General features: G+C 69.1%; 23 protein-coding genes and 2 pseudogenes. 9 read left to right on the top strand and 16 right to left on the bottom strand.

Annotated features, from left to right (window positions below):
- Nucleotides 1-145: 145 nt before the first annotated feature.
- Nucleotides 146-370 (bottom strand): annotated as a pseudogene (locus BST28156_RS03730) (transcriptional regulator); the annotation flags it as partial.
- Between BST28156_RS03730 and BST28156_RS03725 the strand changes: the two are divergent.
- A pseudogene (locus tag BST28156_RS03725) lies at nucleotides 371-607 on the top strand (NAD(P)/FAD-dependent oxidoreductase); the annotation flags it as partial.
- A gap of 82 nt (nucleotides 608-689) precedes the next feature.
- Here BST28156_RS03725 and BST28156_RS03720 read toward each other — a convergent pair.
- Entirely contained in the window at nucleotides 690-1307 is a 618-nt protein-coding gene (locus BST28156_RS03720; RefSeq protein WP_174901517.1) for a glutathione S-transferase family protein, read from the bottom strand.
- A 72-nt stretch (nucleotides 1308-1379) separates the two neighbouring features.
- The gene (locus BST28156_RS03715) at nucleotides 1380-1748 is read right to left on the bottom strand and encodes a YciI family protein (RefSeq protein ID WP_060247515.1); all 369 of its coding nucleotides are present in this window, start codon (nucleotides 1746-1748) and stop codon (nucleotides 1380-1382) included.
- 81 nt (nucleotides 1749-1829) lie between these two features.
- On the opposite strand from BST28156_RS03715, the gene BST28156_RS03710 reads away from it, so the two are divergent.
- Both BST28156_RS03710 and BST28156_RS03705 read left to right on the top strand, forming a co-directional pair.
- Complete coding sequence (locus BST28156_RS03710; RefSeq protein WP_060247517.1) at nucleotides 1830-2297, top strand: MarR family winged helix-turn-helix transcriptional regulator; 468 nt, start codon at nucleotides 1830-1832, stop codon at nucleotides 2295-2297.
- An 88-nt stretch (nucleotides 2298-2385) separates the two neighbouring features.
- The gene (locus BST28156_RS03705) at nucleotides 2386-3147 is read left to right on the top strand and encodes an isocitrate lyase/PEP mutase family protein (protein ID WP_174901516.1); all 762 of its coding nucleotides are present in this window, start codon (nucleotides 2386-2388) and stop codon (nucleotides 3145-3147) included.
- A gap of 61 nt (nucleotides 3148-3208) precedes the next feature.
- On the opposite strand, the gene BST28156_RS03700 is transcribed toward BST28156_RS03705, so the two are convergent.
- Nucleotides 3209-4408 carry an MFS transporter gene (locus BST28156_RS03700; protein ID WP_174901515.1) on the bottom strand — a complete coding sequence of 400 codons (1200 nt, stop codon included), beginning with the start codon at nucleotides 4406-4408 and terminating at the stop codon, nucleotides 3209-3211.
- Between the two features lie 71 nt (nucleotides 4409-4479).
- Here BST28156_RS03700 and BST28156_RS03695 point away from each other — a divergent pair, with 71 nt between their 5' ends.
- Nucleotides 4480-5544 carry an AraC family transcriptional regulator gene (locus BST28156_RS03695; RefSeq protein ID WP_174901514.1) on the top strand — a complete coding sequence of 355 codons (1065 nt, stop codon included), beginning with the start codon at nucleotides 4480-4482 and terminating at the stop codon, nucleotides 5542-5544.
- 95 nt (nucleotides 5545-5639) lie between these two features.
- Here the strand turns inward: BST28156_RS03695 and BST28156_RS03690 are convergent, their stop codons facing one another.
- Both BST28156_RS03690 and BST28156_RS03685 read right to left on the bottom strand, forming a co-directional pair.
- Nucleotides 5640-5807, bottom strand: a complete 168-nt coding sequence (locus BST28156_RS03690) for a hypothetical protein (RefSeq protein ID WP_174901513.1) — start codon at nucleotides 5805-5807, stop codon at nucleotides 5640-5642.
- 111 nt (nucleotides 5808-5918) lie between these two features.
- Nucleotides 5919-7811, bottom strand: coding sequence for a transglutaminase family protein (locus BST28156_RS03685; RefSeq protein ID WP_174901512.1), 1893 nt, complete (start codon nucleotides 7809-7811; stop codon nucleotides 5919-5921).
- 313 nt (nucleotides 7812-8124) lie between these two features.
- Here BST28156_RS03685 and BST28156_RS03680 point away from each other — a divergent pair, with 313 nt between their 5' ends.
- The 3 genes from BST28156_RS03680 (at nucleotide 8125) to BST28156_RS03670 (ending at nucleotide 8892) form a co-directional block, all read left to right on the top strand.
- Entirely contained in the window at nucleotides 8125-8310 is a 186-nt protein-coding gene (locus tag BST28156_RS03680; protein WP_060247612.1) for a hypothetical protein, read from the top strand.
- Nucleotides 8311-8412: 102 nt separating this feature from the next.
- Nucleotides 8413-8688 carry a hypothetical protein gene (locus BST28156_RS03675; RefSeq protein ID WP_060247526.1) on the top strand — a complete coding sequence of 92 codons (276 nt, stop codon included), beginning with the start codon at nucleotides 8413-8415 and terminating at the stop codon, nucleotides 8686-8688.
- A 45-nt stretch (nucleotides 8689-8733) separates the two neighbouring features.
- Complete coding sequence (locus BST28156_RS03670) at nucleotides 8734-8892, top strand: hypothetical protein (RefSeq protein WP_174901511.1); 159 nt, start codon at nucleotides 8734-8736, stop codon at nucleotides 8890-8892.
- A gap of 149 nt (nucleotides 8893-9041) precedes the next feature.
- Here BST28156_RS03670 and BST28156_RS03665 read toward each other — a convergent pair whose 3' ends face one another.
- The gene (locus tag BST28156_RS03665; protein WP_174901644.1) at nucleotides 9042-9362 is read right to left on the bottom strand and encodes a DUF1840 domain-containing protein; all 321 of its coding nucleotides are present in this window, start codon (nucleotides 9360-9362) and stop codon (nucleotides 9042-9044) included.
- A 762-nt stretch (nucleotides 9363-10124) separates the two neighbouring features.
- Between BST28156_RS03665 and BST28156_RS03660 the strand changes: the two genes are divergently transcribed.
- On the top strand, nucleotides 10125-10988 hold the full coding sequence (locus tag BST28156_RS03660; RefSeq protein ID WP_060247528.1) for a crotonase/enoyl-CoA hydratase family protein: 864 nt from the start codon (nucleotides 10125-10127) through the stop codon (nucleotides 10986-10988).
- Between the two features lie 48 nt (nucleotides 10989-11036).
- Here the strand turns inward: BST28156_RS03660 and pdeR are convergent, their stop codons facing one another.
- The 4 genes from pdeR to BST28156_RS03640 form a co-directional block, all read right to left on the bottom strand.
- Complete coding sequence (pdeR, locus tag BST28156_RS03655; RefSeq protein WP_060247531.1) at nucleotides 11037-13040, bottom strand: cyclic di-GMP phosphodiesterase; 2004 nt, start codon at nucleotides 13038-13040, stop codon at nucleotides 11037-11039.
- Nucleotides 13041-13704: 664 nt separating this feature from the next.
- Nucleotides 13705-17340 carry a hydantoinase B/oxoprolinase family protein gene (locus BST28156_RS03650; RefSeq protein WP_174901510.1) on the bottom strand — a complete coding sequence of 1212 codons (3636 nt, stop codon included), beginning with the start codon at nucleotides 17338-17340 and terminating at the stop codon, nucleotides 13705-13707.
- A 117-nt stretch (nucleotides 17341-17457) separates the two neighbouring features.
- Nucleotides 17458-18756, bottom strand: coding sequence for an MFS transporter (locus tag BST28156_RS03645; protein WP_060247534.1), 1299 nt, complete (start codon nucleotides 18754-18756; stop codon nucleotides 17458-17460).
- A 175-nt stretch (nucleotides 18757-18931) separates the two neighbouring features.
- On the bottom strand, nucleotides 18932-19705 hold the full coding sequence (locus BST28156_RS03640) for a putative hydro-lyase (protein ID WP_060247617.1): 774 nt from the start codon (nucleotides 19703-19705) through the stop codon (nucleotides 18932-18934).
- Between the two features lie 205 nt (nucleotides 19706-19910).
- Here BST28156_RS03640 and BST28156_RS03635 point away from each other — a divergent pair, with 205 nt between their 5' ends.
- Nucleotides 19911-20843 (top strand): LysR family transcriptional regulator, encoded by a 933-nt coding sequence (locus BST28156_RS03635; protein WP_009694167.1) that lies wholly within the window; start codon nucleotides 19911-19913, stop codon nucleotides 20841-20843.
- Nucleotides 20844-20914: 71 nt separating this feature from the next.
- On the opposite strand, the gene BST28156_RS03630 is transcribed toward BST28156_RS03635, so the two are convergent.
- The 5 genes from BST28156_RS03630 to BST28156_RS03610 form a co-directional block, all read right to left on the bottom strand.
- A complete protein-coding gene (locus tag BST28156_RS03630) occupies nucleotides 20915-22603 on the bottom strand; it encodes a hypothetical protein (protein ID WP_174901509.1) in 1689 nt (562 codons plus the stop codon).
- A 271-nt stretch (nucleotides 22604-22874) separates the two neighbouring features.
- Nucleotides 22875-23201, bottom strand: a complete 327-nt coding sequence (locus BST28156_RS03625; RefSeq protein WP_060247619.1) for an antibiotic biosynthesis monooxygenase family protein — start codon at nucleotides 23199-23201, stop codon at nucleotides 22875-22877.
- A gap of 65 nt (nucleotides 23202-23266) precedes the next feature.
- Nucleotides 23267-24232 carry a YkgJ family cysteine cluster protein gene (locus tag BST28156_RS03620; RefSeq protein WP_174901508.1) on the bottom strand — a complete coding sequence of 322 codons (966 nt, stop codon included), beginning with the start codon at nucleotides 24230-24232 and terminating at the stop codon, nucleotides 23267-23269.
- The gene (locus BST28156_RS03615; RefSeq protein ID WP_174901643.1) at nucleotides 24226-25032 is read right to left on the bottom strand and encodes a MetQ/NlpA family lipoprotein; all 807 of its coding nucleotides are present in this window, start codon (nucleotides 25030-25032) and stop codon (nucleotides 24226-24228) included. Before BST28156_RS03615 ends, BST28156_RS03620 begins: the two co-directional genes overlap by 7 nt.
- Nucleotides 25033-25037: 5 nt before the next feature.
- Nucleotides 25038-26081, bottom strand: coding sequence for a formylglycine-generating enzyme family protein (locus BST28156_RS03610; RefSeq protein ID WP_174901507.1), 1044 nt, complete (start codon nucleotides 26079-26081; stop codon nucleotides 25038-25040).
- Between the last annotated feature and the right edge of the window lies 1 nt (nucleotide 26082).

Genomic DNA, 26082 nt, shown 5'->3' with positions numbered 1-26082 from the left:
GCCCCCTCGCGGGGTGCGGAAAACCCGTATTTTGCCCTGTGGCGGACGAACCGGGCAGAAGTTGGGGGACAGACCGTCGCGATGCAGCCATGGCAGGCCCGCCGGAATGCACGTCGTGCGCGGCCGGCGGCCGTGCTGCGCCGCATCAGCGCGCGTTGCGCCGCTTCGCACGCTTCGCTTCGAATTCGCGCGACAGCATGCCGAGCGTGACTTCGCCGAAGCGCGCGAGCAGCGTCGCCTCGGCCTCCTTCAGCGTCGCCAAATGCGCGTTGACCGCCTGCTCGACCAGGCATTCGCGCTCGTCGTCGGAGACGAGATCGGAAAACGGCGGCGGCTCGCCCACCGCGCGATAGACGTCGAGCAGCGTGATGTGGGCGCGCGCACGCCGATGGCGAACGATCTCGCGCAGCAATCCGGCTGCGAATTCGACGAAGGGCCGCTGGGTACCGCGATTCGCGTCGGCGCATGGAGGCAGACGAGCGCCGCCGGCGTGTTCGCGGTCGACGACGCGGCGAGCCTGACGCGCAATGCGACGTTCGCATCCGCGTCGGGGGTGGCGGCGGGCGTCGGCGTACACCGCTCGCCGATCTGCAGGCTGTACACGTGATGAGGCAGCGCAAGGCGGTGTCAGGCGATGCGCGGCGAGCGCACCGCACTTGCCCTGCGCCGCCAGCGCCCCCTCACGCCCCTCACGCCGCCTTGCGTGTGTCCGCGATCCGCTGCGGCGCCTTCGGCCGCGCATACAGCCGTTCGAGATACGCGCGCAGCTGCGGGAACGGCTCGAGCAGGTTGCACTCGCCGGCCCAGTCGATCAGATAGGCGGTCACGCAGTCGGCCACCGTCAGCGTGTCGCCGACGATGAATTCGCGCCCTTCGAGATGCCGTTCGAGAATCGCGGCCATCGTCGTGAAGTCCTCTCGCGCCAGCTCGATATCGGCCGGACTGCGCTTCTCCGGCGGATAGATGAACGAATGCCGCGTGATCCGCCACAGCGGCTGTTCGAGTTCCGTGACCGCGAACATGACCCAGCGATAGGCTTGCGCGCGCTGCGCCGGATCGACGGGGAGCAGCCCCTTCTCCGGGTACTTGTCGGCGAGGTACAGCACGATCGCGGCCGACTCGGGAATCACGAGATCGCCGTCCACCAGCACGGGTACCTTGCCGGCCGGGTTGAGGCGCAGGAATTCGGGCCGCTTGTGCTCGCCCGCGGGCAGGTTGACCGACACGAATTCGAAATCCGCATCGAGCTCCTTGAGCCCCCAGAGCGCGCGCTGCGACCGGGTGCCGGCGAATCCGTAAAGCTTCATCGCAAATCTCCATTCGGAAAGATCGGGGAAACGTCGCGCGGGCGACGGCGCACGCCGCTCGCCCGCCGCCGCTCATCTGCCCGGAATCGGCAGCACGGGCATCACGTCGATCGTCTCGCCCGGGAAAATCGTGAAATGCGGGTGGCCCTCGAACATCCGCGCCGCTTCGTCGTGCGATGCGGCCCGCACGACCGTGAACGCGCCCATCGCATTGGCCGTATCCGCGATGCCGCGCGCACCGATGGTCTTGGTCTTGCCGAGCGGCCCGCCGAGCTCGACGATCGCGTCGCGATGCCGCTCGGCCCACGCGCCCCATGCGGCCATGCCTTCCTGCTCCTTCGCGCGCCGCTCCTGGTCCGGCAGCGCGGCCCACGCCTTCATCCGCGGACTCTCCTTGCTGCCGAGGAATACGGCGAGATACAACTGCTGTTGCGCACTCATGCTTTCTCCTCCAAGGACGGGCGCGGCGGGCTACCGCGCCTCGACCTTGACACGATAGGTTGATATCAACACAATTGCAACATGGCACGCAAAGAAAAGCTCCCTTTCGAAACGACGCTGATGGTGCGCGACTGCTGCCTGTGCCTGCACATGCAGCGCGCGGCACGCAATCTCGCGCGGATCTTCGACGATGCGCTGCGTCCGCTGGACCTCACCAACGGCCAGTTCTCGCTGCTGATGTCGTTGAACCGGCCGCAGCCGGCGCCGATGAAAGCGGTGGCGTCGCTGCTCGCGATGGATCGCACCACGCTGACGGCCGCGCTGAAGCCGCTCGAACGGCGCGGCCTCGTGACGATCGAGCAGGATCCGGACGACCGGCGCAGCCGCCTGCTCGCGCTGACGCCCGCCGGCGATCGGCTGCTGGCCGAAGCGTTTCCGCTGTGGCAGCAGACGCATGCCGAGGTCGAGAAGCCGTTTCCGCCGGGCGACGTCGACCGGCTGCGCGACCAGCTGCGCACGCTGTCCGAGGATCCGTCGGCGCGCGACTGAGCCGGTGCGGAATTTTTCTCTCCACGCGCGGTGCCGCAGACGTATCCTTCACGACGGCATTCGATTCCGCCCATCAGGAGAGACATCGATGACAACTGCTGACAAGCATGCCCGTTTTCGCGCGCTGCACCGCGCGGGCGATCCGCTGATCCTGTTCAACGTCTGGGATGCCGGCAGCGCCCGCGCAGTCGCCGACGCCGGCGCGCCGGCGCTGGCGACCGGAAGCTGGTCGGTCGCGAAGGCCAACGGTTTCGCGGACGGCGAACACATTCCGCGTGCGCTGGTGATGGAAGTACTCGCTCGCATCGTCGGCGCGACCGACCTGCCGGTGACCGTCGACCTCGAAAGCGGCTACGGCGAGCGCCTCGACGACGTCGCGGAGACGATCGCGCTCAGCATCGACGCCGGCGCGATCGGCTGCAATCTCGAGGACAGCGTGCCCGCGACGGGCGAAGTGCGCAGCGTCGAAGCGGCCGCCGCCCGCATCGCGGCCGCGCGCGCGTCGGCGGACAAGAAGGGGGCCGGGTATTTTATCAACGCGCGCACGGACGTGTTCTTCGTCACGCCGGCGGAACGGCACGACGAGCAGCTGGTCGACGCGGTTCTGGCGCGCGGACGCGCATATGCCGACGCGGGCGCCGACGGGCTGTTCGTGCCCGGCCTCAAATCCCCCGCGCTGATTCGCCGGCTGACGGCGGCATCGCCGCTCCCGGTCAACGCGATGCGCGTCGCGGAAACGCCGACGCTGGGCGAACTCGCCGATTCCGGCGTCGCGCGGATCAGTCACGGCCCCTATCCGTATATCCAGGCGATGAAGGCGCTCGCCGCGCTCGTGCAGCCGCGCGGCTGATGCGCATGCGCGGGCGGCCGGATGCCCGGACGCGATCCGGCCGCCCCGCTTGCGACATCCCTTACGACACCGCTTCCACGCGCTTCGGCACGCCCGTGACGATCGTCGCGACCGCGACGGCCAGCACGACCGCCGCGGCAACGAACACGCCGGCCGCGCCGTTCGCGTCGAACACGACGCCGCCCGCCGCCGCACCGGTCGCGATCGCGAGCTGGATCGCCGCGACGATCAGCCCGCCCGCGCTCTCCGCCTCGTCGGGCACGGTGCGCGTGACCCACGTCGACCACGCGACCGGCACGCCGCCGAACGCCATCCCCCACAACGCGACGAGCACCGCGTCGAGCAGCGGCGCGCGGCCAAGCGCGACGAGCGCGATGCCGAGTACGACCATCAGCGCGGGCATCGCGATCAGCATCGGCCTCAACCGGTGCTCGAGCACGCGGCCCGCGAGCGACGTGCCGACGAAGTTCGCAACGCCGTAGCCGAGCAGGATCGCCGACAGCCCGTTCACGTCGACGCCCGCGACCTGTTCGAGAAACGGCCGCAGATACGTGAAGAACGCGAAATGCCCGGTGAACACGAGGATCGTCGCGAACATCCCGAGGCCGACGGTCGGCCGGCGCAGCACGTCGATCAGCGTGCGCAGCCGCGTCGTGCCGCTCGGCGGCATCGACGGCAGCGTCGCCGCCTGCGACAGCAGCGCGACACCGCCGAGCCCGGCCGCGATCAGGAACACGTTGCGCCAGCCGATCAGGTGGCCGAAGTAGCTGCCGAGCGGCGCGGCGGCGATCGTCGCGACGGCCACGCCGCTGAAGACGATCGACAGCGCGCGCGGCACCATCGCGGTCGGCACCAGCCGCATCGCGGTCGCCGTCGCCATCGTCCAGAAGCCGCCGAGCGCGACGCCGAGCACGACGCGGCCGATCAGCAGCATCGTCAGGTTCGGCGCGAACGCGACCGCGAGATTCGATGCGACCAGCAGCACCGAGAACGCGAGCAGCACGCGGCGCCGGTCGATCGTGCGCGTCGCGGCGGCAATCAGCAGGCTCGTGACGAGCGCGACCGCGGCCGTGGCCGTGACGGCCTGCCCGGCGACGCCTTCGGTCACGCCGAGACTGTCGGCCATCGGCGTGAGCAGGCTCGCCGGCAGGAATTCGGCCGTGACGAGCCCGAACACGCCGAGCGTCATCGCGAAAACAGCGCCCCAGGCGGGCTCGCGGGGGGCCGCCAGCGGGGCGGCGGTAGACATTCCGGGGTTCATGTGTCGTTCCGTTCCAGATAGGGATAAATACCGATGACGGCGTATCCTAAGGAACGACAGCAGGACGGTCTATGACATACAATCCGACTTTATTGATCGAACGTCCGAATCCGATGGCCGAGCCCTTGCTTCCTCCCGTCCCCGACGCGCACGACCTCGTCAGCGAGCTGCTGCTCGGGATGCGCCTGAGCGGCGTCCAGTACCGCCGCATCCAGGTCGCGCGGCCATTCGGGCTGAGCTTCGGTCACGCGCCGGGGCGCGCGCAGTTCCATTTCGTCGGACGCGGCCCCGTGCTGCTGCGCGACGCGGCCGGCGCGACGATGCAGCTCGAGGCCGGCGACGCGATCCTGCTGCCGCACGGCAACATGCATGCGCTGGTTTCCGACCCCGACGCGCCGTGCCGCGAGATCAACGGCTTCGAAGCCGCGAAGATCTGCGACACGGTCGCGTCGGTCGGCTCGGCCGGTGCGCCGCCCGCCTGTGCGACAACCGAGCCGGGTGCCGGCGACGCGCTGATCTTCAGCGCGTGCATGGAACTCGATCTCGGCGGCATGCAGCCGCTGGTCGGCACGATGCCCGAGTTCATGCACGTCGGCACGCTGCTCGCGCGCTATCCGGAAATCCGCCCGATGCTCGACGCGATGGAGCGCGAAGCGTGTGCGGAGCGCGCCGGGTTCGCGGGCATCCTTGCGCGGCTCGCGGATGTCGTCGCCGCGTTCATCGTGCGCGGCTGGGTCGAGTGCGGCTGCGGCGACGCGACCGGCTGGGTGCAGGCGCTGCGCGAACCGAAGCTCGGCCGCGCGATCGTCGCGCTGCATCGCGATCCGGGCCGCAACTGGAGCGTCGCGGAACTGGCCGCCGAAGCGGGCGTGTCGCGCTCGGTGTTCGCCGAGCGCTTTCTTGCGGCGACCGGGATGGCGCCGGTGCGCTACCTGACCGAACTGCGGATGCGGCTCGCCGCGCAATGGATCGCGCGCGATCGCGAGGCGATCGAAACCGTCGCGTACCGGCTCGGCTACGGGTCGCTGGCCGCGTTCAGCCGCGCGTTCAAGCGCGTGGTCGGCCGGCCGCCGGGTGCGGTGCGGGTCGGCGCCGACGTGGATGGCGCGCCCGTTCACGGCACGAGCGGGACGTAGCCGCCGGCAAGCGGCTCGCTACTCGCGCGGCGGTGCTGCGGCCAAGGGCAGCCGCTGGCGGCGTGCTGCTCGCCGCCGCCGTCATTCGTTTCGAATCACCCGCTGCGCGCTTCCAGCCGATCGATCAGCACCGTCGCGCACTGCACGGCCAACGCTGCACACTGTTGCGCATCGACGGTCGCACCGCTCGCGACGGTGCCCTGCACGATCCGGCCCAGCAGTTCCTTCGACAGGTCGGCGATTTCATCGTCTCGTTCCGTCATCGTTCCTCTCCTGCGCGCCGACCGGCGTCGATCGTGCGCGCGTGATTGCGGGCGCCGCAACGTCCGCCCTTGCTCGTCGACTCCGGCCGCGCGCCGCCGCACCGGCGCCGCTCAGCGCGGCTCCGCCCGCACCACGATCTGCGCCTGCGTATCGCGCTCGATGCGTTCGAGCGACGCGCGCAGCGCCGCGAATTCGTCGGGCGTGCACACCTGCCGGCCGAAATCCGCGTTCATCCGGCGCGTGACCTGCACGACGCGCGCGGCCGAATCGAATATGTAGTGCGACGTGAAGTCGATGAAACGATCGTGCACGCTCATGTCGACCGGCAAGTCGGTCACGACGACATCGCGCGGCAGCGCGATCTGCGCGGTCTCGTCGAACGTGCCGCCGATGCAGACCCACGGCTGCGTGCGCACGGGCTCCTCCAGCCAGCCGTCGACCTGCGTCGCGATGCCGCCGGTCAGGCTCGACAGCGCCGGCACCGCCGTCGTGCCGTCGGGCCACACCAGGTGATCGAGCGTGCCCGACATCGTCACGTCGAACGGCCCGTCCGTCGCGCCGCGCTCGCCGGTCGCGATCTGCGCGCGCCCGCGCAGCCCGCTCAGCCGCAGACGTTCCGCGGCCAGCTGCGCGATGCGTTCGGGCGGCGCGCGGCGAAACACGTTGCGCTCGAGTTCGGCGGTCCAGCCGTCGTCCTCGATATACGCATGAAACCACTCGGCGCCGCGCTGCGCGGCGTCGATGTCGAGCCGCGCGAGGCGGCGCCGCGGCTGCGTGGCCGGCGTGCGCGACAGCACGCCCGTGTCGACGAGCAGCGCCGGACGATCCATCACGATCGGCGGCAGGTAGCCGAACGCGATGCCGGCCGTGGTCGTGTCCGCGTAAAGCCCGAGATCGGGCAGCCATGTGATCGCGTGATTGATCGCGCCGCCGCCGTAGCCGGGCACGGCCGGCAGCGTATAAACGGATCCGAGGTTGATCAGCACCGGTTCGCTGCGAATGCCGACCGCCGCGAGCAGCGCGCCGAACAGCGCGACGTGATCCTTGCAGTCGCCGTAGCGGTTGCGCAGGATGTCCGTCACGCGATGCGGCGCGGCCGCCGTCTCGCCGAGAAACAGCGCGACGTAGCGCACGTTCGCCTGCACCCAGTCGTACAGGATGCGTGCCTTGTCGCGCGGATCGCCCGCGTTTGCCGTGAGCGACTGGGCCAGCCGCACGACGGCCGGATCGTTCGCGCTCGGATCGACCGCCGCGTTGCGGTAGCGCGCGGCGAACGCCGCATAGTCGGGCAGCGTCGACACGACGAGCCGGTCGCCGTAGGTCGGATAGCCGACCGCGCCGTGCTCGATGCGGTCGTACGGGCCGTGCCGGTAATCGAACTCGTAGCGCGTGCGGCCGTTCGCGGTCACCGGCGGCAGCGCGACGTAGCCGCGCGCGTCCGCGTAGAGCGGCATGTCGGCCGGCAGGTCGAAGATCAGCCGCTGGCTGTCGACCGGCTCGCGCGACGGCTCGACCGTGTAGCCGAAGTAGCCGGCATTGACCGGCCTGGTGCGCGTCTTGCGGAACGCGACGCGCGTGCTCGACCCGGCTTCGACGCCGGGAAACACGACCGTGCGCAACAGGCCGTCCTGGAACGTCGGCGCGCCGGCCGAGCGCGGTTCCTGCACGTCGCGGATGGCGTCCGCGCCGACCGGATGCGCGACGCCGTCGCGGTCGATCGTTTCCGCCGCGAGCAACTCGACCTTCTCGAGGTTCTTGTCGAACCACACGTAGCGCTGCGCGATCGCGTCGATCCCGTTCGCATTGTTCGCGCGCAGCGTCGAATCGTCGTGCTCGTCGAGCGAGCCGTCGTGCTGGATCACGAATACGTGCGTGTCGTCGACCAGCGTGACGGACGCGCCGTCGCCGGCTTCGGCATGCGCGGGCCGCGCCAGCACGCCGACGCCGAGCACCACGGCGCCGGCGAGCACGCAACCGGTCAATCGGGAAAAAGGATGCAGCACGTCGAACCTCGGTGCACGTTCGTGTCGGGACGCAACGATCGCGCGCCGGCAGTGCACGCGGGCATGCCCGCCGGGCTTGTCCAGTGTGGGTGACGCACCGGCGAGCGTCAAGCGACGTGGCGAGCGCTCGTCGAAACGCCACGGTATTCACGATCGCACGATTCGGACCTTGTGCATTTCGGCCGCGATCTGACCGCCATTTACATCACGTTGTGATATATAATTCGAACAGGCGACAAAGGGCACATGACGTCGCCGGCGCCGATACGGCGCCGACGAACACGACCGGCCCGGGATGGGGAAGGAGGCAATCGTGTTGATCGACAACGATTTCGAAATCGGTTATCTCGTGGTGGCGTTCGCGCTGCTCGGCGTGATCCTGTTCGGCGCGCTGCTGACGGCGCTGCATCTCGAACGCTGGCATCCGAAGCTGATCGGCGCCGCGCTCGGCGCATTGATCGGCATCGCGCTGATCGAAGCGATGCCGATGCTGACCTGAGCGCTTGCCGCAACGCGGCGCCTATTCGTCGGATCAAATTCCGCTGCGGCGTCCGTGCGCGACGCGGGGGTCGGAACGATGGCCGCCGCCAGGAGGACTACCATGGAGATACCGCTCTGCATGCGTTATCGCCGCTGCGAAATCCGTGCGTGCGCGCTCGTCGAGCCGCTGGCCGGCGAAGGCCTCGAACTCGGCGCGCTGTACCAGCCGCTCGCGGTCGTCTGCTGGTACGACGCCGGCGGGCGTCACGAAGCGCATCTGCTGGATCCGAAGCACCACGTGTTCCGCAGCGACGCGGACGCGGTCAGGCTCTCGATCGCGCTGGCCAAGCGCTTCATCGATACGAAGCTCGCCGGCGCCTCGATGCCCGCAGGCTGACCGTCCGCCGCGACGCGCATCCCAGCCCCACCTGCCGGAGGCGACATGGAACACGACATCGTCCAGATCATCATCATGCTCGCGGTCCTCGTATTTGCGGTGCTGTTCTTCGCGGAGCGGCGCAGCCGCGACCGGGCGCGCGACAGGCTGCTGCACCGGCCCTCGCGGCGTTCGCCGCGCTCGCACACGCACCGTCATCCGTAATCGCGACAACGCCGCGCGCGGCAATGCGCGGCGCACCCGCGCGGCGGGCCGGACCAAAAAATCGGCCGCCGGCACCCGCATCGTGCGATGCGGGGCCGGCGGCCTTCCAGCGGAGGTCCATCACATGGCGGCGCGCGCGCGATGCGCGCCTACATACCCCACATCACGTGCCGGCCCTGCTCGCGAGCCGCACGCATCATGTCCAGCAACGGCCATGCCCGTTGCGCAAGGCCGCCCGCGTGCGGCGACAGCTCGACCCGCACCGTGGGCGTCGAATGTTCGTGCGCGCTTTGGCGCGCGACGTCGTCCCTGATGGCCTGTTCGAGCCGCGCGATCGCGCCCGGCAGCTCGTCGACGGCAATCACGCCGCGCACGTCGAGCCCCTTGCCGACGAGTCCGAGCAGGTACTGCGCCAGATCGCGCAACATCACGATATCGGGTGCGGCGGATGAGCGAAACGTAACCAGCATCGTCATTTCCCCATGTCCTTACCGCGGCGCCGCCTCCGGCCGCTGTCGCGGGCCGGTCGCCTCGTTCTTTCGGACCGGACATTCGCCCGGCGCGATATGTGCGTCGCCGAGCAATTCGCTCACGCATTCATGACGTGAGCGGCACGAAGCATCTGCTTTGATTTTATATCGCGTTGTGATGTATTCAACCATGCGGAACCCGAATCGTCGGACAGCCCGCTTCGCGAAAGCACCCGGACCCGGCCGGACGATCCACGGTAGCGCGTGCAGGCGCGCCCCGCGAGACTCGCCGCCCTGCATGTACCGCGCTTTCCGGAGTGCGGCCATGCTCCTCTCCCCGGCACCGGGGCGAAGCGGTATCGCCGCCTGAAACCAACCGACACACGCGCGCTCCACCGGTCCGCACACGCGCTGGGAATCGAGCGCCAGTCCCGCACCGCTTTCGACGTGTAAGCGAACGGCGCGGCCGGCGCGTCACGGTCCCGCCGGCGGGCTCGGCAAACCCGCGCCGCCCGATCGCGCCGCGACAAATCGACCGGCCGCCGTTTCCCGCCCGCGCCCCCCGCGCCTTCCTCCCCCGCCCGCCTCACCGCGCCGACTCGATCGCCGCCCGCATCCCCTTCGTGCGTTGTTCCCCGCATTTCGGGTTTTGTGCGCGCGCAACAATGGCGATGCCTCGCGAGCGGCGCGATGCGCGGCCCTTGCGCCCGCGTCGCGCCGCTCGCGGCGGTCTTCAAAAACCACATCTCACGAGGACATACCATGCAACTCCAATCGCATCCCGCTTGCCGTCCGTTCTACGAAGCCGGTGAACTCACGCAGTTGACGGCGTTTTACGAAGAAGGCCGAAACATCATGTGGATGATGCTGAGATCGGAACCGCGGCCATGCTTCAACCAGCAGCTCGTCACCGACATCATCCACCTCGCGCGCGTCGCACGCGACTCGGGGCTGCCGTTCGACTTCTGGGTGACAGGCTCGCTCGTCCCCGAGCTGTTCAACGTCGGCGGCGACCTGAGCTTCTTCGTCGACGCGATCCGCAGCGGCAAGCGCGACCTGCTGATGGCCTATGCGCGCTCGTGCATCGACGGCGTGTACGAGATCTACACCGGCTTCGGCACCGGCGCGATCTCGATCGCGATGGTCGAGGGCAGCGCGCTCGGCGGCGGCTTCGAGGCGGCGCTCGCGCATCACTACGTGCTCGCGCAGAAGGGCGTGAAGCTCGGTTTCCCCGAGATCGCGTTCAATCTGTTCCCGGGCATGGGCGGCTACTCCCTCGTCAAGCGCAAGGCCGACCGCATGCTCGCGGAGCAGCTGATCTCGACCGGCGAGGCGCATGCGGCCGAGTGGTACGAGGACCGCGGTCTGGTCGACCAGACCTTCGATGCAGGCGACGCCTATCTCGCGACGCGCACCTTCATCGACGTGACGAAGCCGAAGCTGAACGGCGTGCGTGCGATGCTGCGCGCGCGCGAGCGCGTGTTCCAGCTCACGCGCTCCGAGCTGATGGACATCACCGAAGACTGGGTGCACGCGGCGTTCACGATCGAGCCGAAGGACCTCGCGTATATGGAACGCCTGGTGATGCTGCAGAACCGGCGCGTGTCGAAGCTGCGCACGGTGTGACGTGACGGCGGCGGCCGCCGGATTCCGGCGGCCGCGACAACGGATGGCTCAGGCGATCAGCCGGAGCTTTCTGGTCTCCGCGAGCCAGGCCTCGAACGCCTGGGCCGGCATCGGCCGCGCGTAGTAGTAGCCCTGCGCGTGGCCGACGTCGATCTGCTTCAGGAACCCGGCTTCCTCGTGCGTCTCGACGCCTTCGGCGATCACCGAGAAGTTCAGCGCATTCGCCAGCGACACGACCGAGCGCACCAGCGCCTGCGAGCGCGGATTGCGGTCGATGCCGGTGATGAAGCTGCGATCGAGCTTGATCGCATCGAGCGGCAGCCGCGACAGCTGCGACAGCGACGAATAGCCGGTGCCGAAATCGTCGAGATGGACCTTCGCGCCGAGCTGGCGGAACTGCTTCATCAGCCCGTGCGCGGCATCCTCGTCCTCGATGAAGCAGCTCTCGGTCAGCTCGATGTCGAGCAGGCCCGGCTTCAGCCCGGCGCTGTCGAGGATCGAAGCGAACTGGTGCACGATGTTCATGTCCTGCAACTGTCGTGCGGAGACGTTCACCGCGATCCGCACGCCGAGCCCCTTCGCCTTCCACGCGGCAGCCTGCGCGGCGGCCGTGCGCATCACCCAGCGTCCGAGCGGCGCGATCAGGCCCGACTCTTCCGCGAAACGGATGAACTCGACCGGCGCGACGAGCCCGCGATCCGGCGACTGCCAGCGGATCAGCGCCTCGACCGCCTGCACGTCGCCCGTCGCGATATCGACCACGGGCTGGTAGTGCAGCACGAACTGCTCTTCCTCGAGCGCCTTGCGCAGGTTCGTGTCGAGCCACATGTACTTCGCGACCCGCTGGTTCATCTCCAGCGAGAACACGCGGTACGTGTGCTTGCCGGCTTCCTTCGCGACATACATCGCGGTATCGGCGTTGCGGATCAGCGTCTCGAGCGAATCGCCGTGCTGCGGATGCATCGCGATGCCGATCGAGCAGCTCGTGTAGACCTCCATCAGCCCGAGATGAATCGGCGTGCGCAGCCGCTCGAGGATGATCTGCGCGGTCGCTTCGAGCAGCGCGCGCGTGCCGTTCTCGAACAGCACGAGGAACTCGTCGCCGCCGAGCCGCGCGAGCGTCGCGCCGGACGGCAGACAACCGCTGATGATCGCCGACACGTCCTGCAGCAGCCGGTCGCCGGTGATGTGGCCGTAGTGATCGTTGACGCGCTTGAAATTGTCGAGATCGAGAAACAGGATGCCGACCTGGCCCGGCTTGTCGCGGCCCTGCTCCGCGATCACCGCATGGATGCGCTCGCTGATCGCATGACGGTTCGGCAGCCCGGTCAGCACGTCGGTGTTCGCGAGCTCGATGAGCCGCTGCTGCGCATTGCGCTCCTCGGTGATGTCGATGCCCGAGCAGATCAGGAACTGCTCGTCGACGCCGCTGCCGCTCTGCACGAACTTGTTGCGGAACTGGAACAGGCGCGGCCCGTTGACGGTGTTGATGTAGCGCTCGACCGCGAACGCCTGGTTGCTCGCGAAAAACCCGGTGATGTTGCTGCGCGACTGCGCGCCCTGCTCGGGGTTCATGAACAGCTCGAACGCGCTGCGGCCGATCACGTCGACCTCGCGCTTGCCGGTCACTTCCTCGCACAGGCGGTTGAAGCGCTGCACCATCCCGTTGCGGTCGAGGATCACGACGAGCGAGTTCACCTCGGAGACGACCTGCTCCGCGAACGCCAGCCCGTGCGCGAGATCGCCGGCCACGGACACGGTGTCGGAATACGCGGAAGCGGTGCCGGCCCAGTCGGTCGTGTTGACCTTCCTGCCGACTAGATGCAGCGCCACCGGATGGCCGAACAGCACGATGTCGAGCACCAGGTGCGATGTAACGCCCGTCAGCGCGCGAATCCGCGCGGCCTGGTCGGCCGTCAGCGCGACGCCGATATTGGTCATGCCGCGCACGGCGGCGAGTTCAAGCGCGTTGCTGTCGCTGCCGAGACGCCAGCAGGGGCTGCGCGTACCGACATGCGCCTCGAGCACCGCGCTATCGTTTTCGTCATCCATGGACACGCCCCGACCCAGAAAAAACGCACAGTGTAGACGGAGGCGGGTTCGCCGACCGCTGGTCCGGACTCGCCGCACGCCTGGCCAGGCGGCGGCCGACAGCCGCAACAACGGTCCTCGTCCCGTACTTGTTCCCAACTCATGCGACCCGGCGCTCGCCGATCACGCACGGGTTCTGCCAATCGAGTGACGAAGCCATCTTATCAAATGCCGATGCGGATTGGCATTCACATTTCATTCGGGGTGTCAAGGAATCAAGACTCGACTGATCGGTGCATGTTTTCATGCGCAGCCCCCATCGGGCGCCGCGCGCCGCGACGGGCAACGGCCGCGGCGCGGCGGGCGGGATCCCGCGCCGGACGGGCGTTTGCGAAAAATCTGAAAATCCGGGGACGGATCTATTACCAAAACGGAAAAATGGGAACGAATCGACACGAATTGACGCGGGCCGGGACAATTTCCATTCGGTTTAGCGGGAATACGCGATTTTAATTTCCCCGAACGCGGCAATAACACACTGCATTCCGGGAGACGGGGCATTTTGTCGGCGCAACGACCGGCACCGGAGCGACAAAACCCCGATGTCGGCGCGCGTGGGACGCGGTCGCCCCGTCATGGCCGGGCCGCGGGCGCAGGATGGCGACCGCCGCCCGGATGACCCGCCTCAGCCCGCGACGCCGTATCCGCCGCCGCCCGGCGTCTCGACCACGAACACGTCGCCCGGCGCCATCTGCGCGCGGCCGATATGGTCGAGCGTCTCGATCGTGCCGTCCGCGCGCTCGATCGTGTTGCGGCCGAGCGCGCCCGGCTCGCCGCCCGCCGCGCCGAACGGCGCGTGGATCCGGTTGTTCGACAGGATCGACGCGGTCATCGGTTCGAGGAAGCGGATCCGCCGCACCGCACCATCGCCGCCGCGCCAGCGTCCGGCGCCGCCCGAGCCCGCGCGGATCACGTGCGAGTCGAGCCGCACCGGGTAGCGCCATTCGAGCACTTCCGGATCGGTCAGCCGCGAATTCGTCATGTGCGTCTGCACCGCGCCGACGCCTGCGAAGCCGTTGCCCGCGCCGCTGCCGCCCGCGATCGTCTCGTAGTACTGATACTGCGCGTTGCCGAACGTGAAGTTGTTCATCGTGCCCTGGCTCGACGCGACGCAGCCGAGCGCGCCGTACAGCGCGTTGGTGATCGCCGACGACGTCTCGACGTTGCCCGATACGACGGCCGCCGGATACTCGGGGTTCAGCATCGAGCGCTCGGGCACGATCACCGTGAGCGGCTTCAGGCAGCCGGCGTTCAGCGGGATGTCGTCGCCGACGAGCGTGCGGAACACGTACAGCACCGCGGCCATGCACACGGCCTTCGGCGCGTTGAAGTTGTTGTCGAGCTGCGCGGAGGTGCCCGTGAAATCGATCGTCGCACCGCGGGACGCGCGATCGACGCGAATCGCGACGCAAATCTCCGCGCCGTTGTCGAGCGGATAGCGGTAGTCGCCGTCCTGCAGCGCGCCGATCACGCGCCGCACGGCCTCCTCGGCGTTGTCCTGCACGTGCCCCATGAACGCGAGCACGACGTCGCGGCCGAACTGCGCGACCATCCGGCGCAGCTCGTCGACGCCCTTCTGGTTCGCGGCGATCTGCGCGCGCAGGTCGGCCATGTTCTGCTCGACGTTGCGCGCCGGATAGCGTCCCGACGCGAGCAGCGCGCGCGTGTCCACATCGCGCAGCGCGCCGGCCGATACCAGCAGCCAGTTGTCGATCAGCACGCCTTCCTCGTCGATATGCGTCGAATCGGGCGGCATCGAGCCCGGCGTCGTGCCGCCGATGTCCGCATGGTGGCCGCGCGAGCCGACATAGAACAGCGGCGCGTCCGAGCCGTCCGCGAACACCGGCGTGATGACCGTCACGTCGGGCAGATGCGTGCCGCCGTGATACGGGTCGTTCAGCATGAACACGTCGCCGTCGCGCATGCGGCCGCGGTTGCGTTCGATCACCGTGCGGATGCTCTCGCCCATCGAGCCCAGATGTACCGGCATGTGCGGCGCGTTCGCGATCAGGTTGCCGTCGCCGTCGAAGATCGCGCACGAGAAGTCGAGCCGCTCCTTGATGTTCACCGAGTACGCGGTGTTCTGCAGCCGCAGCCCCATCTGCTCGGCGATCGACATGAACAGGTTGTTGAAGATCTCGAGCCGCACCGGATCGGCGTCGGTGCCGAGCGAGCGGCGCGTCGGCAGCGGCGTCGTGCGCGTCAGCACGAGGTTGCCCTGCGCGCTCATCTGCGCGCGCCAGCCGGGCTCGACGACGGTCGTGCCGTTGCGCTCGGCAACGATCGCCGGACCGTCGATCGCGTCGCCGGCCAGCAGCGTGTCGCGCACGTACAGCGCCGCGTCGTGCCACGCACCGCCCGAATAGAAACGCACGGTCGTGTCCGCCACCGGCGCGCCGTCGGCGCGCGGCGCGAGCGGCGCGATCTCGACCGGCGCGTCGGAGCGGCCGATCGCCTCGACCGACGCCAGCTCGGCGACCAGCGGCGTGCCCGGCATCAGGAACGCGTAGCGCTGCCGGTACGCGGCCTCGAACGCGTGCTGCATCGCAGCGACGCTGCCGGCCGGCACGTCGAGCGCCGAATCGGTGCCCTGGTAGCGCAGGTGCACGCGCCGCTCGGTCGCGATCCGTTCGGGCGGCACGCGCTGTTCGAGCAGCGCGCCGACCGCCTCGTCGGTCAGCCGGTCGAGCGCCGCGTTCAGCGCCGGCAGCGAGTCGTCCGACAGCACGGCTTCGACCGCGCGCTCGCGCATCGCGGTCTGGTCGGCGAGGCCCATCCCGTAGGCGGACAGCACGCCCGCGAGCGGATGCGCGAACACCTGCGTCATGCCGAGCGCGTCGGCAACGCCGCACGCATGCTGGCCGCCCGCGCCGCCGAAGGTCGTCAGCACGTAGCGCGACACGTCGTGGCCGCGCTGCACCGAGATCTTCTTGATCGCGTTCGCCATGCTGCCGATCGCGATCTCGAGGAAACCTTCGGCCAGCGCCTCGGGCGTCTCGCGTCGGCCGGTCGCCGCGTGGATCTCGTCGGCGAACGCCGCGAACTTCGCGGCCACGCCGTCGCGGTCGAGCGGTTCGTCCGCGTGCGGGCCGAACACGCGCGGGAAATAGTCGGGCTGGATCTTGCCGAGCATCACGTTGCAGTCGGTCACGGTCAGCGGGCCGCCGCGCCGGTACGCGGCCGGCCCCGGGTTCGCGCCGGCCGATTCGGGCCCGACGCGCAGCCGCGCGCCGTCGAAGCCGAGCACCGAGCCGCCGCCCGCCGCGACCGTATGGATGCTCATCATCGGCGCGCGCATCCGCACGCCGGCCACCTGCGTCTCGAACACGCGCTCGAACTCGCCGTTGTAGTGCGACACGTCGGTCGACGTGCCGCCCATGTCGAAGCCGATCACGCGCTCGAAGCCGGCCGCGCGCGCCGCGCGCACCATCCCGACGATGCCGCCGGCCGGCCCCGACAGGATCGCGTCCTTGCCCTGGAACGCGTCGGCGCGCGTCAGGCCGCCGCTGCTCTGCATGAACTGCAGGTTCACGCCCGGCATCTCGCGCGCGACCTGCTCGACGTAGCGGCGCAGGATCGGCGACAGATACGCGTCGACGACCGTCGTGTCGCCGCGCGACACCATCTTCATCAGCGGCGACACCTCGTGCGACGCGGACACCTGCGTGAAGCCGATGCGACGCGCGAGCTGCGCGAGCGCGCGTTCGTGCGCGGTATAGCGATAGCCGTGGATCAGCACGATCGCGAGTGCGCGCACGCCCGCGTCGAACACGCGGCGCAGCGACGCTTCGGCGCGATCGAGATCGAGCGCCTCGACCACGTCGCCGTGCGCGCCGACGCGCTCGTCGATCTCGACGACCGTCTCGTACAGCGCATCGGGCAGCACGATGTCGAGATCGAACAGGCGCGGCCGGTTCTGGTACGCGATGCGCAGCACGTCGCGAAAGCCGCGCGTCGTCGCGAGCGCCGTGCGTTCGCCCTTGCGTTCGAGCAGCGCGTTGGTCGCGACCGTCGTGCCCATCTTCACCATGTCGACGCGCGCAGGCGTGATCGGCTCGCCGTCGGCGAGGCCGAGCAGGTGGCGGATGCCGGCCACCGCCGCGTCGCGATACTGCTCGGGGTTTTCCGACAGCAGCTTGTGCGTGACCAGCGTGCCGTCGGGCCGGCGCGCGACGATGTCGGTGAAGGTGCCGCCGCGGTCGATCCAGAATTGCCAGCGCGCGGTGTCGGAGGGAACGGGGGAAGTGTGTCGGTCAGTCATGGCGATGAAATCGATGCGTCGTGAAATCGAAGGACGAGCGCCGTCGCACGGCGCGCATCGCGCGCCGCGTCACGGTGCCGGTCATCAGGGAGAAAAGGTGTGCGGGCGATGCGCCGCTTACGCGGCGTCGAGTTCGCGGCCGCGCGTCTCGGGCAGCGTCAGCGCGGCGACGATCATCACGCCGTATGCGGCGACCGCGAAGATCCCGATGCTCGCGCCGAGCCCGTAGTGCTTCGACAGCGCGCCGATCAGGAACGGGAACAGTGCGCCGACCGCGCGGCCCACGTTGTAGCAGAAGCCCTGCCCCGAGCCGCGCACGCGCGTCGGGAACAGCTCGGTGAGGAACGCGCCCATCCCCGAGAAGATGCCCGATGCGAAGAAGCCGAGCGGAAAGCCGAGCCACAGCATCGACGTGTCGGTCAGGTTCAGCGACGTGTACGCGAACGCGATCACCATCGAGCCGAGCGCGAACAGGATGAAGTTCGGCTTGCGGCCGAGGCGGTCGGTCAGGTACGCACTCGTCAGGTAGCCGACCCACGAGCCGAGGATGATCATCGCGAGATAGCCGCCCGTGCCCATCACCGTCAGGTGCCGCTCGGTCTTCAGGAAGGTCGGCAGCCACGTCGTGATCGCGTAGTAGCCGCCCTGCGCGCCGGTCGTCAGCAGCGCCGCGCGCAGCGTCGTCGTGATCAGCTGCGGCGCGAAGATCTCGGTGAGGCGCGGCGCATCGGCGACGCGCGCCTGTGCGGCCTTTTCCTTCTCGTAGACGTCGGGCTCCTTCACGTAGCGGCGAATCACGACGACCAGCAGCGCGGGCGCGAGCCCGACCAGGAACAGCGCACGCCACGCGAGCTCGGCCGGCATCAGCGAGAACATCAGCGCATACAGCAGCGCGCACAGTCCCCAGCCGATCGCCCAGCCCGACTGCACGAGGCCGACCGCCTTGCCGCGGTCGCGCGCGCGGATCACTTCGCCGATCAGCACCGCGCCGGCCGTCCATTCGCCGCCGAAGCCGAAGCCCATCAGCGCGCGCGCCGCGAGCAGCTGATGGTAGTTCTGCGCGAGCCCGCACAGCGCGGTGAACACCGCGAACCACAGCACCGTGAGCTGCAGCGTGCGCACGCGGCCGATCCGGTCGGACAGGATGCCCGCGATCCAGCCGCCGAGCGCCGACGCGAGCAGCGTGATGGTGCCGATGAAGCCCGCATCGGCGAACGAGATGCCCCAGGTCGCGACCAGCGTCGGGATCACGAACGACAGCATCTGCGTGTCCATCCCGTCGAGCATGTAGCCGACCTTGCAGCTCCAGAACGCGCGGCGCTCGCGCGGCTGCGCGTCCGCGTACCACGAGAACAGGCCGTTGCGCGCGGGGCCCGCGGCTTCGGCGTCGGCCGCCGCAAGCGTCTTGCTTTCCATGGTCAATCTCCTGTTGAAATGCGCGGTCAAAATCGAGTCGTGGCGTGCACGCGCCGTGCGCGGCGCCGGGCCGCGGATGCGCGCCGCCCTCCGGTCGGGCGGATCGTCTTGCTGTCGCGGCGGCGGGCCGCGACGTAGTCGGGACGACGGCCGCGCGGGCCGCCGCGGTATTGCGTCAGAACACGGCCAGCGACGCGTTCGTGATGTCGGTCATCAGCATGTGGCCGGGCGTATGCGCGATCGCGAGCGGCAGCTTCGCGTCCATCAGCGCGGTCTGCGGCGTCACGCCGCACGCCCAGAACACCGGCAGCTCGCCGTCGCGGATCGTCACGGCGTCGCCGAAATCGGGCGCGCCGAGATCGGCGATGCCCAGCTCCTGCGGATGGCCGATATGGATCGGCGCGCCGTGCACGCCCGGAAAACGGCTCGTGATCTGCACCGCGCGGATCGCGTCGGCGCCGCGCATCGGCCGCATCGACACGACCAGCTGGCCGCCGAAGATGCCCGCGCGACGGTTCGGGATCGACGTGCGGTACATCGGCACGTTGCGGCCCTCCTCGACATGGCGCAGCGCGATGCCTTCGCGCGCCAGCATGTCCTCGAACGAGAACGAACAGCCGATCGCGAACACGACGAAATCGTCGCGCCACAGCGCGTCGAGCGATTCGACACGCTCGGTCAGCCGGCCATCGCGATACACGTTGTAGCTCGGCACGTCGGTGCGGATGTCGAGATCGTCGCCGAGCCCGTCGAGCCGGAATGCGCCCGGTTCGCCGACGCCGAGCAGCGGGCAGGCCTTCGGGTTCGCCTGGCAGAAGCGCAGGAAATCGTGCGCGTACGCGTCGGGCAGGATCGCGAGATTCGCTTGCGCGAACGGGCCGCACTGGCCGGCGGTCGGGCCGCGGAAGGCGCCGCGGCGCACGGACTGGCGAAATTCGGAAGGCGTCATCGTATTCATCGGCATATCGGGAAGTCGGCAGGATGACGGGATGCGTCATCGGATACGGCGAAGAATAGAAAAGAAAAAAATTTGTCGCCAACGAGTTTTTTTGCGCTTCCTGTATAGAATCTCTTAACAACTCTCGGGGTTTTCCCCGGGTTTCGTTCAGTTTTCGTCGCGGGCAAGCTGCGCGCCCACCGCTTTTCCGATCGCCATGAACACGCGTTTCCTCGAAACCTTCGTCACGCTCGCGAAACTGCGCAATTTCCGCACGACGGCCGCCGCGCTGCACGCGACGCCGGCCGCGATCTCGCAGCGCATCAAGGCGCTCGAGGACGAACTGCAGACCGTCCTCGTCGATCGCGACAGCCGCGAATTCCGGCTCACGCCGAATGGCGAGTACCTGCTCGGCTATGCGCAGGCCGTCGTCGAGGCGACGCACGAACTGCAGGCGGCCGCGTCCGGCGAAAGCGCGCTGCGCGGCAAGCTGCGGCTCGGCGTGATCGAGACGGTCGTGCACAGCTGGCTGCCGCACTATCTGCGCCGCCTCGCGGCCGACTATCCGCAGCTCGAGATCGACCTGACCGTCGACGTCAGCGTCGTGCTGCAGCGCAGACTGATGGCGGGCGAGCTCGACCTGATCATCCGCGTCGAGGGCAGCGACGAGGCATCGGTCGTCTGCGACGCGCTCGCGAACTATCCGGTGCGCTGGATCGCGCGCGCGGGGCTGCTGCCGAATACGCGCACGGGCCTCGCGCGGCAGGTGCTGCGGCAGCCGATCCTGACCTACGGGCGCGGCACCGCGCCCCACCGCGCGCTGGAGGACATCGTGCGCACGCTCGCGCACGCGCACGGCGTGCCGTTGTCGGAAACGCGGATCACCGGGTCGCCGTCGATCTCGGTGATCGTGCAGCTCGTGCGCGACGGGTTCGGCGTCGCGGCGATTCCCGGGTTGTTTGTCGATGCGCTGATCGAAAGCGGCGAAGTGGTCGAACTGCCGCTGCAGCCGTCGCCGCCGTCGATCGTCGTGTCGATGTCGCGGCGCGCCGACGCGCCGCGGTTCGTGCACGGCGCGTCGATCGCCGCGCGCGCGGCGTGTCACGAGTACTGCGAGAAGAGCAACCGGCGGCTCGTCGAAGCGCTGTGAGGCGCGACAAGCGCTGTCGCCCCGATCGACCGGTTCGACGTTGCCGCGCGGATTGCCCGCAATCGCGCCGGTCAGTGCGACCGGCCCGGATCGGTGCCCGGCGCGAACTCGACGCCGCGCAGCACTTCCGCGAACTTCGCCGTCCGCAACACCGCGAACTGCTCGTGCGCGGCCGCCGACGCGCTCGTATTGCGCAGCACGTCGCGCACCGCGACCAGCCGGTTCGGGTCCGCGCCGACGTCGCCGTTGCCGCTGACCGTCGACGTGATCGCCCAGATCGTGACCGTGCCGTCGGGTTCGACGCGGCCCGTCAGGTTGCGCAGGCCGTCCGTCGCCGGCGCCCACGGCAACCCTGTCGCCGCATTGTTGCCGGTCGGGTAGCCGGCCACCGAATACGGCGTACCGAGATTCAGGCCGTTCTGCAGCGTGTACGCCAGCTTCCATTGCTTCGCGGTCGCGTCGTATACCCACTTCTGCAGACCCGCGCCGGTCTGCGCCGCCGCGTGCGAATACAGGTCCTGGCCGCCCGTGTAGCCGTCGCCCTCGTCGGCGACATACAGCGTGTTCGCGTCGGCGAACCAGATCCCGAACGGATAGGACAGCGTCGTCGCACTCTTGTTCGGCGTCGACGGGAAGCCGGCCAGCACGCACATGTTGCTCGGCAGCCCCGTCGTCTGCAGCGTGGCGGGGTTGAACGCGAGCGGCGCGGTCGGCAGCGCGGCCTTCGGCGACGGCACGCCGACACCCGACGGGCACGCGGCGCCCGTCGTATCGACGAAGTACACGGTATTCACGCCGTTGCTGCCGCTGCCCTTCGTGTAGTACACGACGTTGTCGTGCACCGCGATCCCGCGGAAGTTGTCGTCCTTGCCGATCTTGTCGGCCTTCGCGCCGAGCTGCGTGACCGAGAAGCTCGCGAGCGGCGTCGGCGCGCCCGGGTTCTGCTGCGCTTCATGATGCTTCGATGCGTCGATGAACTGGGCGCCCGCGCCGAGGATCACGCCGTGCGGCTGCGGATTCGCGCCGTTGCCGGCATTGCCCGACGTGTAGTAGATGTCGCGGCCGCCGAGATTGTTCAGGATTGCCGCGCGTCCGTTGTTGCCGCTGTACGCGTTGGTCTCGGTGAAACGGAAGTGCCCGTGACGATCGACGCGCGCCACCGCGCGATAGAAGTTCTGCCCGACCGGATTCGTCTTGTCGACCACGTCCGGCGTATTCGAGTTCGACGCGTCGATCGTGTCGACCGGCGCGACGTAGCCCATGAACGTCAGGTAGTTGCCGTCGGCGGACAGGTGCAGCCCGAGTTCGGACTTCGAGCTGAAGCTGGTCACCAGCTGGTCGTGCGCAAAACCCTTCTGCAGGCTGTTCGGCACTTCGAGCGTGCTGACGAGGCCGCCCGCCGGCGTGATCTGGTCGAGGAAGATGCGCGACGTGATGCCGAAGCTGCCGTCGTAGAGATCGTTGTTCCACACGTACGGATACGTGCCGTCGTTTGGCGCGCCGGTCGCCGCGCCGCACCCGCCGGTGGTCTGCGCGCAGTTCGGCGGCAGGATCGCGCCGGGCTGGACGTTGGCCGACAGGTTGTCGTAGACGCTGCGACTGAGCACCAGGAAGCCCGGCACGAAACGGCCGGTGTTGCCGTCGGCATCCGGCGCGGCTTGCGCGCCGATACTGACGGCGATCAGCGTCAGGGCAACGGCGGGAACGGTGCGGGCGCGCAGCGCACGGCGGCGCATCGCGGACATGGCGAGGTTGGGCATGGAAAGGCTCCGTACGACATCGAGTGGGAAGAAATGTTGGAGGACAGGCTGACGACGGAAAGCCTCGCCACCTTAGCCATGCTTGATGAAAAATTGATTGCGCCCGGCATCGGGTAAACCGGAATGCGGGCGCCGCGTTCGCATTTTTTCAGGATCGTTTTTATATGCAATGCGAATGAAAACAATCCGTCGGCATTGCGTACGCGAATTGACGCCGTCACATCATCTCGATGACATCATCGGGCGCCGCAGCGCGGACGCCCGGTTTCGCTTACGCGGACTGACCCGTATGCGGCTTCGCGAGATTGCCGTCCCCGTACTCGCGCAGCACCTTCGCGATCACGACGCGATAGCCGTCCAGCCAGCGCGCCTGCTTCGCCTTCGCCTCCCGATGCGCAGGATCCCGCATCAACTGCTGCAGCGCTTCTTCCGATTCCCAGTAGTAGACGTTCTGGATCAGCCCCGCCTCGACGTTCTCCCACGTCTCCTCGCCGAGATAGCCGGGCGTCGCGCGCGCGAGGTCGGCGATCTGCCGGTCGAGCCGGTGAAACTCGTCGTCATACCGACCGGCCCGAAAGATGAAAGTCGATGCGTACATGTGCGCCTCGTCCGACACGATGGAAAGAGCGTCGAGTGTAAGGCATGCGCGGCGCGCCGCGCCCGTCACGTCGCAAGCGGTTCGGCGCCGAGCCAGCCCTCGATGCGCGCGGCATCGTCGTTCGCGCCGGCGGCAGGCGCCGGCATCGCGACCAGCGCCTGCCGCGCGCGCTCGAAAGCCTGCGCGAACGCGCGCAGTTCGCGTGTCGCGGGCCGGTCGTCGAGACGACGGCGTGCGAGCGCCGCGTCGACGCGCGCATCGATCAGCGCGAGCTGAGCGCCGATGAAATCGATGCACAGCGCGCGGCAATGCGCGGAGATCGACGCGACCGCCAGCAGCACGGGCACCATCGACATGGTCAGGTAAGCGCCGGGCGCGAGCCGCGTCGTCAGATCGCTCCCCGCCTTCCCGTCGCCGAGCAGCGACGCGGACACCGCGTCGCGCCACACCGCGCGCTCGAACACGAGCGCATCGCGATACGCATCGAGCGCCGCGCGATCGGCGATGCGCCCCGCCGTCAGCAGCGGCGTCGCGAACGCCGCATCCGCCGCACGTGCATCGCCGACAATGCACTGCGCGCCCAGCCACGCCGCTTCCGCACGCCGCCCGGCAAGCACCTGCGGCTGCAGCCGGTCCGGCAGCATCGGATCGAGCGGCACCGCGCCGCAGATCGACGGTTTGTCGGCATGTACGCTGCACCGGCCGTCGTCGGCCAGCGCCGGACAGCGGCCCAGCGACGGATAGTCGTAGCCCTGCAGCGTCAGCGCGAGCCAATCGCCGCACGCGCCGCCGACACGATGGAACAGCGTATCCGCAAGCGCATCGCAGGCCGCAACGTCGTCCGCATCGAGCAGATGTTCGCGGCCGCCCGCCAGCCAGCGCTCGCCGATCCGCCGCTTCGGCACGCGATGAATCGTCAGCGCGCCGACGAAGCGTTGCCGATGCCGGAACAGCTCGCGCAGCGACAGCGTCGGCGCGCTGTTGCAGCAGCGGCCGCATGCATTGCAGGCCAGCGCGTACGTGTCTACCACGGCCGTCGCACCGAGTCCTGGTAGCGCGTCAGGATGAAGCGCGCGACGTCGTCGGAGTGATACGCGGCGACGAGCTGCGCGACCCACGGCTTCGCGCGATCGGCGTCGCGCACCGTCAGCACGTTCGCATACGGCGAGCGCGCGTCCTCGATGCCGATGCTGTCGCGTGCGGGTTGCAGGCCGGCGCGCGTTGCGTCGTCGTTGTCGATCGCGACGAACGCGGCCGTATCGAGCGCCGCGTAGAGGCGGTCGCCGCGCAGTGCGACGAGCTTCAGCCCGAGCCGGTTGCCCGTCACGTCGCGCAGCGTCGGATGCAGGCCGGCCCGTTCGCGCAGCGTCAGCAGCGTGTCGTTCTGCAGCAGGATCAGCGCACGCGCCATCCCGCGCGGGTCGGCCGGGATCGCGACGGTCGCGCCCGGCTGCAACGCGTTCAGGCTCGTCAGCTTGCGCGAATAGAGCGCCATCGGCAGCGTGACGGTCGGCGCGACTTCGGTCAGCGCATAGCCGTTCGCGCGACGCGTCGCCGCGAGCTGCTGCGCGTCCTCGAAGCTCGCCGCATCGATGCGGCCGTCGGCCAGCGCGGCGTCGATGCGCGACGCGTCGCCGAATTCGACGACATCGATGTCGAGCCCGCGCGACGCGGCGACCCGTTTCACTTCGTCCATGATCTGCGCGTGTACGCCGCGCGTCACGCCGACCCGCACGCGCGGCGCGCCGGCCTCCGCTGCCTGCGCGACACCCGGCGCAAACCCGGCAAAACCCGCGACGGTCAACAGCAATACCGCGATGCCATTCCCGATGCGCGTCACGATGCATCCCTCAGGATCGTGCGGAACCCGATGTGCGACGCGCCGAGATCGGCTTCCTGCTGCTCGCGCGACGACGCGCGGTAGCGCACGCAATAGTCGCGCGAGCACAGGAACGAGCCGCCCTTGATGACCATCGGCGTATCGTGCCGGCGCGTCGCCGGTGCGACGGCCGCCGTGTCGCCGTTCGTATGCGACTGGTGCGGACCGGTGTAGACGTCCTTGGTCCACTCCCATGCATTGCCGATCATGTCGTAGAGCCGGAAGCCGTTCGCCGCATAGCAGCCGACCGGCGCGAGCCCCGCATGGCCGTCCTCCGCCGTGTCGAGCACCGGAAACGGCCCCTGCCAGTAGTTCGCGGCCGGCTTGCCCTGCGCGTCGCGCGGCGCCGCGTCGAGCGACGCGTCGTCGCGGCCGGCCTTGCCCGCGTATTCCCATTCGGCCTCGGTCGGCAGGTCGCGGCCGAGCCAGTGCGCGTAGGCGAGCGCATCGCGCTGCGTGACGAGCGTGACCGGCAGGTTGCCGCGCCCGTCGATAGCGCTGCCGGGACCGCGCGGATGACGCCACGACGCGCCCTTCACCCACGACCACCAGGCGAGGTCGCGCGCATTCAGCTCGTCGCGCGTCGGCACGTGGAACACGGCCGCGCCGCCCTGCTGCTCGGCCTCGGTCACGTAGCCGGTCGCCTGCACGAACGCGGCGAACTGCGCGACCGTCACGTCGGTCTGGTCGATCCAGAACCCGCCGACGCGCGTCCTGCCGTCGCCGGACGGCCGCTCGTCCGCGTAGCCGCGCGTGCTGCCGAACACGAATGCGCCGCCGGCCAGGTGCACCATCCCGGCCTTCGGATCGTCGCGCCAGTTCGCCGGCACTCCCGAATAGCGCTCGCACTGCCGCTCCGAGCCGAGCGGCGCGAGCGCACGGCCGCGATTCGCGCCGTCGAACGCGCTGTCCGGCGACGCCGGCGAATGCGCATAGCCGGCCGCGAACGCCGCGGCAAACAACGCGACGCCGCCCGCCGCGCCGATCGTCCAGAACCGCATC

Source organism: Burkholderia pseudomultivorans, from assembly GCF_902499075.1.
Lineage (GTDB): Bacteria > Pseudomonadota > Gammaproteobacteria > Burkholderiales > Burkholderiaceae > Burkholderia > Burkholderia pseudomultivorans.
Note: the sequence above shows the minus strand (reverse complement) of the source record. Positions and strands in the feature narration are given on the sequence as shown.